Here is a 14,968-nt window from a genome sequence, read left to right on the forward strand (position 1 = left end):
CTTCCGGGTTTAACTGTCGATCAACCTTTCGCTACATACTGACCAGACGCCGACGCTTCGCGGACCGCGATGGGATGACTGATGGGCAAAACCTGGGATCGACTGTTGCAGACACTGGCCTTGCGCCGGTGGAAACGCCTGGCCGGGACCGCGGAACAGGCATCGCTTCCGGATCTGCGCGCACATCGGACAGAGGCCCGCGCCCTGCGCAACAGTCTTGACCGGCTGATCCACGCGGCGGACGGGCGGCTGGCATTGCCGGCCATCGGCTCTTCGCATTTTTTCCGCCCGCACGGCACCGACTGGTCCTGGCGTCCGGCCCCCTGGCGGGGTCCCTTGCCGATACCGGGGATTTCCCCGATCCCGGACAAGTTCAGCCTGAGCGATGACGTCAAGCTGTTCCACGACTCCGCTAACCCGGAACTGACCCTGCGCCAGGTGCGGAACCGGAGCGAACGGGACCTCGCCCCCTTCGGCCTGCGGCTCGACGCGTTTCACTTTGACGGATCGTTCCTCTCGCTGGTGGTCGATCTTCCGAAGGAAGCATGCGACGGGCTGAGCCTGTTCCATCTCGTCCGCGTGGACACGGTCATCGAACAGGAACGGCCCTCGGCGGTTCTCGCCCGCCTCAACATCGCGCACGGCCCGAACGTCGAACAGCTGGTTCTCGGAATTCCCGAAAGGAAACGGGACGCCTCGCTCGAATTCGACCTCGCCTGTTCGCGGATCAACGACAGGCGCATCAATGGCATCTGGCTCGACCTGATCCTCGAAACACCGCGGATGAACCAGATCATCCTGCGCGATCTGACCTTCGCCCGGTATCCGCGCGCCGCTCTCTGACAGGAAACAGCCATGACCCTGACGAAAATTCGATTTCTCAACGGCGTCTGGCACGGCCGCCTCGCCAGTGGCCGGAGCGCAGGCACCCCGCCGGAGGTGCGGGTCCGTTACAGGGACGGGCCGCTTCCGGGCGTGACCGTTTCCCCCGCCGATGCCTCGGGACAATGGGACATCTTCATTCCGGTCCCATCCGACGCCATCGCGGACGGGGTTCATACCTTCGTCGTTCAGGATGCGGAAACCGGCGGGAAGCTGGGGGACTTCACCCTGATCGCCGGTGACGCCGCGGCGGACGACCTGCGGGCCGAACTCGATCTGCTGCGGGCCGAACTCGATCTGCTGAAGCGCGCCTTTCGCCAGCATTGCCGGGATACCGGCGCCTCTTGACGGGCGCGGCCCGCGCCCCTATCTGGCGCGCAGGGTCATGGGCACCCGCCGCTCGCAGGCACAGCCACGGTGAAGCTCATACAGACAGGATCAACCGACTTCAGTTCTGCGGTCCGTTGGCAACGCGAGCACCAGCACAATTCCGCATCAGAACATGAAAGAGGTTTTTGATGTCCCATCCCACGCTCTCCCTCGCCGATCTCAAGATCCAGGCGAAAGCGCTGCGAACCGCGCTCGCCGGGTCCGGCCACGCGGTGTCGCACAGCCAGTCGCTCGAACTCCTGGCCCGCCAGCTGGGACACCGCGACTGGAACACCCTGCACGCCAGCATCGGCAACGCGCCGCCGGTTCCGTTCCATCTCGACCAGCGGGTCAGCGGCACCTATCTTGGCCAGCGGTTCCAGGGCGACATCATCGGCCTGCGCGAAATGGCGGGCGGGACTCACTACCGGATCACCCTCCGGTTCGAAACCCCGGTCGATGTGATCCGGTTCGAAGGCATGTCCAACTTCCGCACCCAGGTCTCGGCGGTCATCGACCGCAGAGGCCGGACAGTGGAAAAGACCTCGGACGGCCAGCCGCATCTGGTGCTCGACCCGGCCTGACACCGGGACCCGCGGCGCGCGTTCATCCTTTGGTGACGAAAGGCCGCGCGCGCGCCGTTAACCCGGCCTCGGGGCCGGATATGAGGCCCCGCGTATGCACGCCGTATGCACGCGGTCTGCACGCCCTGCACAGCCCGGTTTCGCCAGGATCCCCAGGGTTAACGGGCGATTCGCGCCCCCGGCGGGAAAACACCGCGCGCCCCGTTGCGCGACCCGGCCACGAAAAAGGCCGCGCCTCCGGGGGCGCGGCCTTGTCATCCGATCCGTCGCAACGCGCGGCAGGTCAGTCGTTCGGACCCAGTGCCGACAGACCTTTCAGGATGTCGATCGCATAGGCCAGCTGGTAATCCTCTTCCCGCAGTTCCGCGGCCTTCTCCGCCTTGGCGCGGTCTTCCTCGATCTGGCGCACTTCGTCCTCGGACAGGCTGTCGTTGTTCAAACGACCGCGCAGGTCGGCTTCCGAACGCATCCGTGCCGCGGTGGTGGGATCTTCTTCCTCCTCGGCGTCGGGCTTGCGGCGCGGCTGCGCCACGACGATGTCCGGCGACACCCCGAGCGCCTGGATCGACCGGCCCGACGGCGTGTAATAGCGCGCCGTGGTCAGGCGCATCGCGCCGTCGCCGCGCAGCGGCATCACGGTCTGAACAGACCCCTTGCCGAAACTCTTGGTGCCGACGACGATGGCGCGCCGGTGGTCCTGCAACGCCCCGGCCACGATTTCCGAAGCCGATGCGGACCCGCCGTTGACCAGCACCACGATCGGCTTGCCCTGGACGAGATCCCCCGGCGTGGCATTGAACCGCTCGCCATCTTCCACGTTGCGGCCGCGCGTGCTGACGATCTCGCCCTCCTCGAGGAACGCATCCGCAACGCTGATCGCCTGGGTCAGCAGCCCGCCGGGGTTGTTGCGCAGGTCCAGCACGATACCGTTGATGTTGTCTATACCGCCGGCGGCGTCGATCTGTTCCTTCAGGCCCGCTTCGAGGTTCGGCGTCGTCTGGTCGTTGAAGGTCGTGATCCGCAGAACGACGCTTTCGCCTTCCGTCCGTGTCCGCACGGCGGTCAGCTTGATCGTATCGCGGACGATGGACACGTCGAAAGGTTCGGTTTCGCCTTCGCGCACGACGGTGATGACGATCTCGGATCCGACCGGCCCGCGCATCATCTCGACCGCCTTGTCCAGCGTCAGGCCCAGCAGGCTTTCGCCGTCCACATGGGTGATGAAATCCCCGGCTTCCATGCCGGCTTCGTCCGCCGGGGTCCCGTCGATGGGCGAAACGACCTTGACGAAACCTTCCTCCTGCGTCACCTCGATGCCGAGACCGCCGAATTCGCCCCGCGTCTGCACCCGCATCTGCTCTGCGTCATCCGGAGACAGGTAGCTGGAATGCGGATCCAGCGACGTCAGCATGCCGTCGATCGCCGCCTCGATCAGTTCCGACGCTTCGACCTCTTCGACGTATTGCGCCCGGATGCGTTCGAAAATGTCACCGAACAGATCCAGCTGTTCATAGACATTCCCGCCTTTGGAGCCTTCCTGAGCCAGCAAGGGTCCGGCAATCTGAGTCGTCGCCACGATCCCCGCCACCGTGCCGCCCAACGCAGCCATCACGAATTTCTTCATTTTCGTTTATCCATCCTTTTCGGTTCGGAACCAGGTTTCCGGGTCCACCGGGCGTCCGCTCTCTCTCACTTCCATATAGAGCGTTTCTGAACGGTCAGTTCCAGTGCCATCACCGCTTGTTGACAGAATTGCCCCTATTTCAGGCGTTTCACCCCCCATCAGACCGACCGGAGAGCCAGCGGGAACCACCTGCCCGGCTTCGCCAAAGACGGTGTCCAGACCCGACAGCACGAAAAGCACGTCGGGCTGGGGTTCGAGAATCATCACGATACCCATGTCCAGCAGCGGCCCGCGGTAGCGAACCGTGGCCGCGACGGGCGTGGTGACGAGCGCGCGGGGCCGGGTCGCAAGGACCAGTCCGCCGCGCCGGATCCCCGCGGCGTCCGGTTCGCCGGCGCGCCGCAGAACGACGCCCTGCACCGGCAGGTCCAACTTGCCTTTCAGGTCGGTGACATCCGCCGACATCGGTGCGATTTCGTCTTCGGTCATCTTGGACAGGTCTTTGGCAAACCCTTCCAGCGTTTCCACCGAAGAGGTCAGGATCGCCGTGCGCACCGGATCCTCGGTGAAACGGCGCGGCAGATCGGTGCGCTCGGCGATGGCCTGTCCGAGATCGGCGCGGGCCTGCCGGACCCCGTCCAACCCGTTTTCCAGCACGGCGACAGCCGCTTCGCGGGCGCTTCGCAACTCCCGAACCTCGGTCAGATCCGCCCGCAACTGGTCGGCCCCTGCCTGAAGGGCGGGTGTGATCCCGACCAGCAACATGGCGGATCGGGCGGTTCCCAACGGACCGGCCGGATGCACGAGCAGGACCGGCGGCGAAGCCGTTTCCATGACTTGCAGCACGCCAAGAAGGTCGGAAATCTCGTCCTCGCGGGCCTTCAGGCTGCGGGACAGTTGCGCCTCGCGCTCTGAAATCCCGCGCAATCCGTCGCGCATCGCCTCCAGCCCGGACTCATGGGCCAATATGGTCGCGGTCAGGGCCTGCACGCGATCCCGCGCGCCATCGGCCCGTTGCAGGGACTCCGTCGCCGCCTGCATCTGGCGGACCGCAGCGGCCGCCATCTCGGCCGGCGTGGCCTGGGCCAGGGCCGCAGCGCCAGCAGACAGCCAAAACAGAACCGCAAGGCGCAGGATCATGAGATCAGGCTTTCCCCCGTCATTTCCGGCGGCTTGGGAAGCCCCATGAGGTCCAGCAGGGTGGGCGCCAGGTCCGACAGCCTGCCCTCGCGCAGCGTCGCGCCCTCGGGGCCGCCGACCAGGGCCACCGGCACCGGATTGAGCGTATGGGCCGTGTGCGGCCCGCCGGTTTCCGGGTCGGTCATCATCTCGCAATTGCCGTGATCGGCGGTGACGATCATGGCCCCGCCAACCTCGCGCAGGGCCGCGACCACGCGCGTCAGCCCACGGTCCACCGCCTCGCAGGCCTTGATCGCCGCGCCCAGGTCGCCGGTATGGCCCACCATGTCCGGGTTGGCGTAATTGACCACGATCAGATCGTACCCGGCCCCGATCGCCTCGACGAACCTGTCCGTCACCGCGTCGGCGGACATTTCCGGTTGCAGATCATAGGTCGCCACCTTGGGGGATTGCGGCATGAACCGGTCTTCGCCCGGTTCCGGGTCTTCCTTGCCACCGTTCAGGAAGAACGTGACATGCGGGTATTTTTCCGTCTCGGCAAGGCGGAACTGACGCTTTCCATGCGCCGCGACCCAGCCACCCAGCGTGTTGACGATCTCGGCCTTGGGATAGGCCGTGGTCATGTAGGTCGAATGGAGGTCGGAATAATTCACCATCCCCAGGAGTCCGGACAGCCGCGGCCGCGCCCCGGTATCGAACCCGTCGAAATCCGGCTGCCCGATCGCCGCCAGGATTTCGCGGGCGCGGTCTGCACGGAAATTCAGGCAGAAGACACCGTCCCCATCCCGAACCCCTGCAAAATCCCCGATGACCGTGGGGGTTATGAACTCATCCGTCTCGCTGCGATTGTAGGCGGCGGTGATCGCCGCATGCGCGGTGCCCGCCCGCTGGCCCCGGCCCCGTATCATCGCGTCATAGGCTTCGCCGATCCGGTCCCAGCGGTTGTCGCGGTCCATCGCGAAATAGCGCCCCGACAGTGTCGCGATCACGACGCCATCGGGCAGCTGGTCCCGCATCTCTTCGAGATAGCCGTAGGCCGATTGGGGCGCGACATCGCGGCCGTCGGTTATGACGTGCAGGGCCACCGGCACGCCGGCCCCGGCGATGGCGGTGGCCGCGGCGACGATATGATTCATGTGGCCATGGACGCCGCCGTCCGACATCAGCCCGATCAGATGCGCGGTGCCGCCGCTGCCCCTGAGCTTGTCAATGAAGTCCAGAAAGGCCGGGTTCTCGAAAAAGCTGCCGTCCTCGATCGCCAGATCGATCTGCCCGAGATCCATGGCCACGACGCGGCCCGCGCCGATGTTGGTGTGCCCGACCTCGGAATTGCCCATCTGCCCGCTGGGAAGCCCCACATCCGGACCGTGAGTGATCAGCCGGGCATGGGGTCCGGCCTGCATGATCGCATCGAAGGTCGGGGTCGCGGCCAGAAAGGGCGCGTTTGCGCTGGTGTCGTCGGACAGTCCCCACCCATCTAGAATGCACAGAACGACTGGTTTGGGGACGGTCATTGTCGGATTCCTTGGGCGGATTGGCCGCCTTCTAACCGCTGCACCCGCCGGGGTGAACCGGTTTCGCTCGGTCCGTGGCGTCTTTTGGCCGAAAAAGCGAAGTCCCGGCCCACGAACCCGCGCGAACAGTGGCAACGGGACCGCCCCCGCAATCGCCTTGGCCCGCCACAGCGCATCGCGGCGGGTCAGGCCAAGGCCGGCGAAGGCGTCCGCTGCGGTCAGGCGTTCGATCACCGCCGCACCCAGCCCGGCAATCTTGCGGAACCCGGCGCGCTCCAAGAAGAAGAGTCAGGTTCTGTTGTCGGCGTGAGACCTGGTCAGAGCCAGGAACACGTCCTCGAGATCAGCCTCTTCGGTGCGGACATCGCGAATCGTGATGCCCGCCCGGCGCACGGCCGACAGGACCTGATCGGCGCTGGTCTGACGGCTGCGGTAACGCAACACGAGCGCGCCGTCCGCGCGCAGCTGCGCTTCGACCCCATCGACGTCAGGCGGCAGATCGCGGATCGGCGTTTCGGGCAAGATCACCATGCTGCGCGCATCCAGCCGCCCAAGCAGGTTCGCGGTGCTGTCGCGCGCCACGACCTGCCCCTGATCCACGATTGCGATTTCATCGCACATTTCCTGCGCTTCTTCCAGGTAATGCGTCGTGAGGATGATCGTCATGCCATTCCGGTTGAGCTTGCGCACGTTGGCCCAGAGCATCTGCCGCAGTTCGATATCGACCCCGGCGGTGGGTTCGTCCAGCACCAGCACATGCGGATGGTGAACCAGAGCCTTGCCCAGCAGCAACCGGCGCCGCATCCCGCCCGACAGCGACCGCGCATAGGCGTCTGCCTTGTCGGTGAGACCGACCATCGCGAGGATGTCATCGCTCCTCCGGAGGGATTTCGGCACACCGTAGAGGCCGGCCTGCACTTCGAGAGCCCCCCGCGGGGTGAAAAACGGATCGAGATTCAGTTCCTGCGGCATCACCCCGATGGCGGCACGGGACTGGCGCGGATTGCGGTCCTGATCGAAGCCCCAGATCGTCACCTGTCCCGCCGTCTTTGTCACCAGCCCCGCCAGGATATTGATCAGGGTCGATTTTCCGGCGCCGTTCGGGCCCAGCAGCCCGAAGACGGCGCCACGCGGAACGGTGAGATCGACACCCTTCAAGGCCTGTTTCTCCGGTTGCCTGCGGACGCCGCGATAGGTTTTTTCAAGACCTTTCAGTTCGATCGCGAATTCGGACATTGCACCCCTGCCAGCCAGACATTGTTCCCTGCAAGCCGCGCGAGATCGCGGCCCGGCATCCGACCCGGATACGCGCAGAGAGCGATATGGGCAAGACATCCCAGCTGGCAGGCCGGGCGGCGCTCGCATCCGGCATGCGGGTCAGGCCCTGTCACAGCCGGGCTTCCGTCGCCGCCATGGGCCGAAAAAGATTTGTGGAACATGGGGTTAAGCTGTGATACTTTTGACTGATCACAATTGCCCTTTCTGTTCCTACCGGTTTGCAAACAGCTTTTTGATTTCCCATTTCGAAAAGGAGTCATCTTGTGAATGTTGTGACGCGCGGGATTTCGACGATAGAGCGTCTGATCGGCACATTGATCTCGAGCGCCTATCTTTTTTTCCTCTATGCGGTGACGCTTTGGCTCGTCGTCGGCTCGCTCAGCGCCATTCAGGTGCGCGACAGCTACAGCGACAGGCAACTGCCCTTCACCTTCGGACCGGAAGATACCGCAACGGCGCAGGATTACCTGTTCAAGGCAAAAACGCGCATTTCGGATGCGCTCTATTTCGGCGAGTTCTCCGATCGCGAACGCCGGATGTGGGTTCTGATCGACAGTATCACCTCGGCGTTTCCGGAAGTGATCGGACCGAACCAGGAATTCGGCCTGTCCGACTTTGTAAGTTCGTTCCGGTTCCGGGAACTCGAAAACGCCTGTGGCACAACCGAAGCCAAACGCGAATGCTCCGACGTGCGGCAGTTGCGGCAGGAATTCTCCGAATTCGAACGCATGAAGCAAAGCGGCGACATTCCGACCGAAGCGGAGTCGGAAGCCGCAGCGTTGAAGGAACTCGAAAGCCTGCGCAGATTTACCGAATTCGTCGAGTTGAACTATTTCTTCGAGAACCTGAACTACACCGTTTTCCTGAATGCCCCGCGCGAAGTCCTGGTCATGATCCTGACCATGGTGATGGGCGTTCTCGGCAGCGTCGTCACGATGACCTGGTCCTTTGTCCGCCAGGATACCGGATATTCGCTAAGGCGCATGCTGCTGTTGCCCTTTGTCGGCGGCATGAGCGCCTTTGTCATCCTCGTGTTCCTGAAGGCCGGCCAACTGACACTGACAGCGGGTGAATCCAACGATCCGCTCAGCCCGTTCGTCCTGTCCTTCGTCGGCATCGTATCGGGTCTGCTGTCAGAACGCGCCTATGCGCGCATGTCCGAAGTCGGCAGCAACTTTTTCGCGGTGAACGAGGACGTGCCGCGCTGGGGCATTCGCCTGGAGAGCGTGCTGGCAGCGCAGGACATGCAATATCAGGATGTTGCGCGATACTTGCAGACCGATGCGGTCAAGGCCAAGGACATCATCGACGGAAATGCGCCGGCCACACTGGCCGAGCAAAGGCTGATCGCCGCTTGCCTGCGGGCCGATCCGAGGGAAATTTTCACGGACCAGCCGCCCCGCGCCGGCCTTGCGGGCGACCATCCCGCCACGCCGGGCTGATATTTCGCACCACCGCGACGTGCTGGTCACTTGCCCCGGAAATGACCATGTCCCATAAACGCGTCGGGGCCATGGGGCCGAGGCCGAAAAGCAGAAGGACCGCACGACAATGACCATTCACGCGCCGGAAAGCAAGATCGTGGACACCTATCGCGTTGCCTGCGACGGCGGCGAAGGCGCGCTGGGGCATCCGCGGGTCTGGCTGCAGATTCCCAGGGACACCGGCTGGGTCGAATGCGGGTATTGCGATTGCAGGTTCATCCACAAGGATCACCAGACGGCAGAGTGACGGCGAGGCGCGCTGCCGTCGAAACCAAGCAGCCCCTGCCGATCGGCGCGGACATCGGCGGCACCCGGATCTTCAGGGTCCGGCTGGCATAAGACGGGTATGCGTTCATTCCCCGGTGCAATGCGTGACTTTGCGGGCAGACCGTTCCGAGCGTGAACGGATAGCCCCTAATGCGCCTCGGCCCAGTTCGCGCCCTGTCCGGCGTCCACGGTCAGCTTGACGTCCAGGCGCACTGCCGGATGGGCGGCGCCCTCCATCACCTCGCGGGCGCGGGCGATTACCTCGTCCACGGTGTCCTCGGCGACCTCGAACAGCAGTTCGTCATGCACCTGCAACAGCATCTTCGCGTTCAGGTCTTCGATGACGGGCGGCATCCGCACCATCGCGCGTCGGATCACATCCGCCGCTGTGCCCTGGATCGGCGCGTTGATCGCGGCACGCTGGGCGAAACCGGCGCGCGGTCCCTTGGCGCTGATCTCGGGCGTGTGGATGCGCCGCCCGAACAGGGTCTCGACATAGCCGTGTTCCCTGGCAAAACCCTTGGTATCGTCCATATAGGCGCGGATGCCGGGGAAGCGTTCGAAATAGCGGTCGATGAAGCCCTGCGCCTCGGCCCGCGGAATGCGCAGGTTGCGCGCGAGTCCGAAGCCTGAAATCCCGTAGATCACGCCGAAATTGATCGCCTTGGCCTTGCGCCGCACATCGGGCGTCATCTTGTCCATCGGCACGTCGAACATTTCACTCGCAGTCATCGCGTGGATGTCCAGCCCCTCGGCAAAGGCTTGTTTCAACGCCGGAATATCCGCGATATGGGCGAGAATGCGCAATTCGATCTGGGAATAGTCCAGACTGACCAGCAGATTGCCCGGTTCGGCGACAAAGGCTTCGCGGATGCGGCGGCCTTCCTCGGTGCGTACCGGGATATTTTGCAGGTTGGGATCGGTCGAAGCGAGCCGCCCGGTGCTTGCCCCGGCGATGGAATAGGAGGTGTGCACCCGCCCCGTGTCCGGGTTGATATGGGTTTGAAGTGCATCCGTATAGGTCGACTTCAGCTTGCTGACCTGCCGCCAGTCCAGCACGCGGGCAGGCAGGTCATGTTCGGTCGCGAGGTCTTCCAGCACGTCGACCCCGGTGGCATAGGCCCCGGTCTTGCCGCGCTTGCCGCCTTCGAGCCCCATCTTGTCAAACAGGATCTCGCCCAGTTGCTTGGGGCTGCCGACGTTGAAACTTTCCCCGGCCAACTCGTGGATTTCGGCCTCAAGTCCGGCCATCTTCTGCGCAAACGCGTTGGACATCCGGCTCAGCGTGTCGCGGTCCACCTTGATTCCGTTGCGTTCCATCTGCGCCAGCACCGGCACCAGCGGCCGCTCCAGCGTTTCATAGACCGTGGTCACGCGGCTCCGGTGCAGGAGCGGTTTGAACGTCTGCCACAGCCGCAGGGTGACGTCGGCGTCTTCCGCCGCATAGGGCACCGCGTCGTCGATCGGCACCCGGTCGAAGGTGATCGCCGATTTTCCGGTGCCCAGCAGCGGCTTGATCGGAATCGGCGTATGCGCGAGATAACGTTCGCTCAGCGTGTCCATGCCGTGCCCGTGAAGCCCGCCATGCAGCGCATAGGACATCAGCATCGTGTCGTCGATCGGGGCCACATCGATGCCGTAGCGGGCAAAGATCTTGGCATCGTATTTCATGTTCTGCCCGATCTTCAGGATCGCCGGGTCTTCCAGCACCGGTTTCAGCAGGTCCAGCGCATCCTGCACCGCCATCTGCCCCTCGGCCAGATCGTCGCTGCCGAAAAGGTCGCCGGTCGCGCCGGCCTTGTGGATCAGCGGGATGTAGCAGGCATGCCCCGGCTCCACGCACAGCGATATGCCGACGAGATCGGCGGTCATCTCGTTCAGCCCGGTGGTTTCGGTGTCCACCGCCACCCAGCCGCGTTCCTCGATCTGCGCGATCCAGCTTCGCAGGCTGTCGGCATCGCGCACGCACTCGTGGACCGCCGCATCAAACGACGGCATCTCCGGTGTCTCCACGGCGGTATCGGCGGGTGCGGGGACATCTGCGATCACCGGGGCCTCGACGCCCAGTTTCTCGGCAATCCGCCTGGACAGGGTGCGGAACTCCATCTCGGCGAGAAACGGCATCAGCACCTCGGGGTCCGGGTCGCGCACCTCGAGGTCGTCCAGACTGAAATCCAGCGGCGTGTCGCAATCCAGTTGCACCAGCTTCTTGCTCAGCTCGATCTGCTCGCGCATGTCGATCAGGGTCTGCCGCCGCTTGGGTTGCTTGATCTCTTCGGCCCGGTCCAGCAGGTTTTCGAGATCGCCGAATTCGTTGATGAGCAGCGCCGCCGTCTTGATCCCGATCCCCGGCGCGCCCGGCACGTTGTCGACGGAATCGCCCGCCAGCGCCTGCACATCGACCACGCGCTCGGGCGGCACGCCGAACTTCTCCATCACGCCCTCTCGGTCGATCCGGCGGTTCTTCATCGCGTCGAGCATTTCGACGCCGCCGCCCACCAGCTGCATCAGGTCCTTGTCGGAACTGATGATCGTCACCCGCCCCCCGGCCTCGCGCGCCTGGCAGGCGAGCGTCGCGATGATGTCGTCAGCCTCGTAGCCTTCCAGTTCCTTGCAGGCGATGTTGAACGCTTCGGTCGCCACGCGGGTCAGCGGGATCTGCGGGCGCAGTTCCTCGGGCATTGCCTCGCGGTTGGCCTTGTACTGGTCGTAAAGATCGTTGCGGAACGTGTGGCTGCCCTTGTCGAAGATCACCGCCACATGGGTCGGCGCATCCGGGCCGTGGTTGTCTTCCACATAGCGCTGAATCATGTTGCAGAACCCCGCGACCGCGCCGATCGGCAGGCCATCCGATTTCCGCGTCAGCGGCGGCAGCGCGTGGAAGGCCCGGAAGATATAGGCCGACCCGTCGATCAGGTGCAGGTGACACCCTTTTCCGAATGTGCTCATGGCCCGCTCTCCCTGTTTCCGGCTCTGCCCCGTCCTGCCATGAACCGGGGCCGGTTTCCAGTGGCTGCGCGCGCCGGGTGCCACGCACCGCGTCGCGCGGTCACTTCGGCGATGGTGCTTAACATGGCAATCAGGTAGGACGGCGACAGTCCGGCGAGTCGCACCGGAGGGAACCTGTCATGTCGTCAACCAACCAAGATACCGGGCGCGGATTTGCCTTCGCCGTCACCGCCTATGTCCTGTGGGGGTTCCTGCCGATCTACATGAAGGCGCTGGCGCATATGACGCCGACCGAGGTGATCGCGCACCGGGTGATCTGGTCGGTGCCGGTCGCCGGTCTCGTGCTTTGGGCGACGGGGCGCACGGCGGACCTTCGGGTTGCACTGTGCACGCCCCGGATGCTGGGCATGGCGGCGGTGACGGCGGCGCTGATCTCGGTGAACTGGGGCATCTACGTCTGGTCGATCGCATCCGGTCATGCGCTGGATGCGGCGCTCGGATACTACATCAATCCGCTGTTCAGCGTCTTCCTCGGGGCGGTGCTCTTGGGCGAACGGATGAACCGGGCGCAGATGGCGGCCGTCGCGCTCGCGGCGGCGGCGGTGGTGATCCTGACCTGGCAGGCGGGGCAGCTGCCGGTGGCGGCGATCGGGCTGACCTTGACCTGGGGCGCCTATGCGTTCCTGAAGAAGTCCCTGCCCATCGGCCCCAACCAGGGCTTCACGCTGGAAGTGCTGCTGCTTTTGCCCTTCGCGCTGGCCTATGTCGGCTGGCTGGTCGCGACCGGCGGGAACCATCTGTTCGCGGGCGACGCCTCCGACACCTGGCTGTTGCTCGGCAGCGGCCTGATCACCGCCGCGCCGCTGATGATCTATGCGAACGGAGCCAAGCTGTTGCGCCTGTCGACCATCGGCATCCTGCAATATATCGCGCCGACGATGATCTTCCTGACCGCCGTTTTCGTGTTCGGGGAAGACTTCGGGCGGGCGCGGATGATCGCCTTTCCGATGATCTGGCTGGCGCTGGTGATCTACACCGTGTCTCTTGTGAACCATGCCAGGCGGCTGCGGCGCGCCACCAGGATGCCCGACATCGTCTGACCGGCGATCAGGCGTCGGATTTCACCAGCACCGAAACCATGCGCCGCGTCACCGGGGCCACCACGAGAACGACCGGAAAGGCGATGGCCCAGCTGAAGGCCCAGGACGACATCCATTCGCCGAAGAACCCTTCGACCGCACCGAGAGCGCGCGCGGTGGCGATGCCCGAAACCATGCAGGACATCAGGCCCGACAGGATGAAGCCGAAAGCGACGGGGGCGAAACGGGAGGGAATCATGGCGCTGGCTCCAATCTTGGTCGCGCCTCATATGCACAACTATGAAACGGACATCCAGTGCAGGCTGTCTTCGGTGCGCCGGGTGGTCGGGTTGTATTCGGCGCTGACCCAACCGGCATAGCCATCGGCATCCAGGGTCCGGAACAGGGCCGGAAAATCAATCGGCCCCTCAGCGGGTTCGCTGCGGCCGGGCGCAGCGCCGATCTGGACATGGACGGCCCGCGCGCCGTGATCCTTCCAGACCTGCGCCGCGTCGCCATGGATCACCTGCGCATGGTAGGTGTCGTATTGCAGCCCGACATTGGGCCGGTCCACCGCGTCCAGAACCTCGGCCGCCAGATCGTAGTCGTCCATGAAATAGCCGGGCTGATCGCCGGGGTTCAGCGGTTCGATGGTGAATGTCTGTGCCGGAGCCAGATCGGCGGCCCATTGCAGGTTGCGCACGAACGTGGCCTTGGCGGCAGGATCCTTGGTGTAGCCGGACATCACATGCAGCAGACCGGGCTTCAGGCTCTCCGCATAGCGCAAGGACCGGCGGATATCGTGTTCGAACCGCCCCTCGCCGCCGGGAACCGCGCCGTAGCCGGGGGTGCCGCCGGTGTAGTTGGGCGGCGGCGCGTTCATCAAAACCAGTTCCAGACCGTTGCTCAGCAGGGCGCGATGGGTCTGTTTGGCGGGCACGTCATAGGGAAACAGGATTTCAACCGCCGCAAACCCGGCCCGAGCCGCGGCGTCAAAGCGGTCGAGATAAGGCAGTTCGGCAAAAAGCAGGGAAATATTCGCGGCAAATCTTGGCATCGGGATACTCGGAAAACGGGTCCGGCAAGTTTAGACCGCAATGCGGCGCGCTGCCAAGGCATGGAAATCCGTTGCGATTGTAAAAGTTTAGGGAATTCGCCCGCGCCGGTCAGGCGTCGCGCAGTTCGTCAGAGGGCGCCAAGCGAAAGAATGCCCCGGAGGACCAGAGCCCGAACCAGCCATCATGATGAACCCCCAGGTCGGCAACGCGGTAAAAGCTCTTGCGGTCGATCAACGCTTCGAGATTGGCGCGGATCAGCACATAGGGCAAAGGTTCACCGGTGTCCGGGTCGCGTTCCACGCGGATCGGGTGCTCCGGCCCCGCAACCGCCCTGTCGCCAACATGCGTGACGAAGGTCAGGACCTGTTCCGTCCCGTCACCGGCTGCATCAAAATCCACCGCGACGAAGGGGGCGTCTTCCACCGTGATTCCGACCTTTTCCACCGGCGTGACGAGGAAATACCTTCCCTCTTCCTTCTTGATGATCGACGAGAACAGCTTGACAAGCCCGACCCGTTCAATCGGCGAGCCAAGATAGAACCAGGTTCCGTCCCGCGCGATCCGCATGTCCAGATCCCCGGAAAACGGCGGATTCCACAGGTGAACCGGGGGCAGACCCTTGTCTTTCGCCACCTTGACCGACGCCGCGATGCTTTCCGGAGAAGGAGTAACAGCTTTTTGTCCGCTCATAGCTTTTGCCATTTCATCCGCGCGCGATACACTTACAGTCGGAACTATAA

Annotated in this window: 14 protein-coding genes; 6 read left to right on the forward strand and 8 right to left on the reverse strand. The window is 64.2% G+C overall.

Annotation, left to right across the window (positions count from 1 at the left end; all coding sequences use genetic code 11):
* Positions 1-81 precede the first annotated feature (81 nt).
* The 3 genes from QO034_RS00115 to QO034_RS00125 all read left to right on the forward strand — a co-directional run bounded on the left by QO034_RS00115 (position 82) and on the right by QO034_RS00125 (position 1,835).
* On the forward strand, positions 82-843 hold the full coding sequence (locus QO034_RS00115) for a DUF6478 family protein (protein WP_284483458.1): 762 nt from the start codon (positions 82-84) through the stop codon (positions 841-843).
* A 12-nt stretch (positions 844-855) separates the two neighbouring features.
* Positions 856-1,230: a hypothetical protein gene (locus tag QO034_RS00120; protein WP_284483459.1), complete on the forward strand. Its 375-nt coding sequence runs from the start codon at positions 856-858 to the stop codon at positions 1,228-1,230.
* A 170-nt stretch (positions 1,231-1,400) separates the two neighbouring features.
* Complete coding sequence (locus tag QO034_RS00125) at positions 1,401-1,835, forward strand: glyoxalase superfamily protein (protein ID WP_284483460.1); 435 nt, start codon at positions 1,401-1,403, stop codon at positions 1,833-1,835.
* Between the two features lie 283 nt (positions 1,836-2,118).
* Here QO034_RS00125 and QO034_RS00130 read toward each other — a convergent pair whose 3' ends face one another.
* The 4 genes from QO034_RS00130 to QO034_RS00145 form a co-directional block, all read right to left on the reverse strand.
* Positions 2,119-3,459: a S41 family peptidase gene (locus tag QO034_RS00130; protein WP_284483461.1), complete on the reverse strand. Its 1,341-nt coding sequence runs from the start codon at positions 3,457-3,459 to the stop codon at positions 2,119-2,121.
* Between the two features lie 6 nt (positions 3,460-3,465).
* Positions 3,466-4,599, reverse strand: coding sequence for a murein hydrolase activator EnvC family protein (locus QO034_RS00135; protein ID WP_284483462.1), 1,134 nt, complete (start codon positions 4,597-4,599; stop codon positions 3,466-3,468).
* Entirely contained in the window at positions 4,596-6,113 is a 1,518-nt protein-coding gene (gene gpmI, locus QO034_RS00140) for a 2,3-bisphosphoglycerate-independent phosphoglycerate mutase (RefSeq protein ID WP_284483463.1), read from the reverse strand. Before gpmI ends, QO034_RS00135 begins: the two co-directional genes overlap by 4 nt.
* 288 nt (positions 6,114-6,401) lie before the next feature.
* Positions 6,402-7,349 (reverse strand): ABC transporter ATP-binding protein, encoded by a 948-nt coding sequence (locus tag QO034_RS00145; protein ID WP_284483464.1) that lies wholly within the window; start codon positions 7,347-7,349, stop codon positions 6,402-6,404.
* A 305-nt stretch (positions 7,350-7,654) separates the two neighbouring features.
* On the opposite strand from QO034_RS00145, the gene QO034_RS00150 reads away from it, so the two are divergent.
* Both QO034_RS00150 and QO034_RS00155 read left to right on the forward strand, forming a co-directional pair.
* On the forward strand, positions 7,655-8,833 hold the full coding sequence (locus tag QO034_RS00150; RefSeq protein ID WP_284483465.1) for a hypothetical protein: 1,179 nt from the start codon (positions 7,655-7,657) through the stop codon (positions 8,831-8,833).
* Between the two features lie 109 nt (positions 8,834-8,942).
* Entirely contained in the window at positions 8,943-9,122 is a 180-nt protein-coding gene (locus QO034_RS00155) for a zinc-finger domain-containing protein (RefSeq protein WP_284483466.1), read from the forward strand.
* Positions 9,123-9,289: 167 nt separating this feature from the next.
* Here the strand turns inward: QO034_RS00155 and polA are convergent, their stop codons facing one another.
* Positions 9,290-12,091 (reverse strand): DNA polymerase I, encoded by a 2,802-nt coding sequence (gene polA / locus QO034_RS00160; protein ID WP_284483467.1) that lies wholly within the window; start codon positions 12,089-12,091, stop codon positions 9,290-9,292.
* A gap of 179 nt (positions 12,092-12,270) precedes the next feature.
* Between polA and rarD the strand changes: the two genes are divergently transcribed.
* Positions 12,271-13,191, forward strand: coding sequence for an EamA family transporter RarD (rarD, locus tag QO034_RS00165; RefSeq protein ID WP_284483468.1), 921 nt, complete (start codon positions 12,271-12,273; stop codon positions 13,189-13,191).
* A 7-nt stretch (positions 13,192-13,198) separates the two neighbouring features.
* On the opposite strand, the gene QO034_RS00170 is transcribed toward rarD, so the two are convergent.
* From QO034_RS00170 to QO034_RS00180, 3 genes are all read right to left on the reverse strand, one after another.
* Positions 13,199-13,429 (reverse strand): DUF2798 domain-containing protein, encoded by a 231-nt coding sequence (locus QO034_RS00170; protein WP_284483469.1) that lies wholly within the window; start codon positions 13,427-13,429, stop codon positions 13,199-13,201.
* A gap of 39 nt (positions 13,430-13,468) precedes the next feature.
* Positions 13,469-14,227, reverse strand: a complete 759-nt coding sequence (locus tag QO034_RS00175) for a hydroxypyruvate isomerase family protein (protein ID WP_284483470.1) — start codon at positions 14,225-14,227, stop codon at positions 13,469-13,471.
* 109 nt (positions 14,228-14,336) lie between these two features.
* Positions 14,337-14,918 (reverse strand): DUF1285 domain-containing protein, encoded by a 582-nt coding sequence (locus tag QO034_RS00180; protein ID WP_284483471.1) that lies wholly within the window; start codon positions 14,916-14,918, stop codon positions 14,337-14,339.
* Between the last annotated feature and the right edge of the window lie 50 nt (positions 14,919-14,968).

It is taken from the genome of Sedimentitalea xiamensis (assembly GCF_030164465.1).
Classification (GTDB): Bacteria; Pseudomonadota; Alphaproteobacteria; order Rhodobacterales; family Rhodobacteraceae; genus Sedimentitalea; species Sedimentitalea xiamensis.

What these genes read in the sequence shown, in the direction of transcription:
- QO034_RS00115 (WP_284483458.1), top strand. Translation starts at nt 82, where the DNA reads ATGGGCAAAACCTGGGATCGACTGTTGCAGACACTGGCCTTGCGCCGG.
- QO034_RS00120 (WP_284483459.1), top strand. Translation starts at nt 856, where the DNA reads ATGACCCTGACGAAAATTCGATTTCTCAACGGCGTCTGGCACGGCCGC.
- QO034_RS00125 (WP_284483460.1), top strand. Translation starts at nt 1,401, where the DNA reads ATGTCCCATCCCACGCTCTCCCTCGCCGATCTCAAGATCCAGGCGAAA.
- QO034_RS00130 (WP_284483461.1), bottom strand. Translation starts at nt 3,459, where the DNA reads ATGAAGAAATTCGTGATGGCTGCGTTGGGCGGCACGGTGGCGGGGATC.
- QO034_RS00135 (WP_284483462.1), bottom strand. Translation starts at nt 4,599, where the DNA reads ATGATCCTGCGCCTTGCGGTTCTGTTTTGGCTGTCTGCTGGCGCTGCG.
- gpmI (WP_284483463.1), bottom strand. Translation starts at nt 6,113, where the DNA reads ATGACCGTCCCCAAACCAGTCGTTCTGTGCATTCTAGATGGGTGGGGA.
- QO034_RS00145 (WP_284483464.1), bottom strand. Translation starts at nt 7,349, where the DNA reads ATGTCCGAATTCGCGATCGAACTGAAAGGTCTTGAAAAAACCTATCGC.
- QO034_RS00155 (WP_284483466.1), top strand. Translation starts at nt 8,943, where the DNA reads ATGACCATTCACGCGCCGGAAAGCAAGATCGTGGACACCTATCGCGTT.
- polA (WP_284483467.1), bottom strand. Translation starts at nt 12,091, where the DNA reads ATGAGCACATTCGGAAAAGGGTGTCACCTGCACCTGATCGACGGGTCG.
- rarD (WP_284483468.1), top strand. Translation starts at nt 12,271, where the DNA reads ATGTCGTCAACCAACCAAGATACCGGGCGCGGATTTGCCTTCGCCGTC.
- QO034_RS00170 (WP_284483469.1), bottom strand. Translation starts at nt 13,429, where the DNA reads ATGATTCCCTCCCGTTTCGCCCCCGTCGCTTTCGGCTTCATCCTGTCG.
- QO034_RS00175 (WP_284483470.1), bottom strand. Translation starts at nt 14,227, where the DNA reads ATGCCAAGATTTGCCGCGAATATTTCCCTGCTTTTTGCCGAACTGCCT.
- QO034_RS00180 (WP_284483471.1), bottom strand. Translation starts at nt 14,918, where the DNA reads ATGAGCGGACAAAAAGCTGTTACTCCTTCTCCGGAAAGCATCGCGGCG.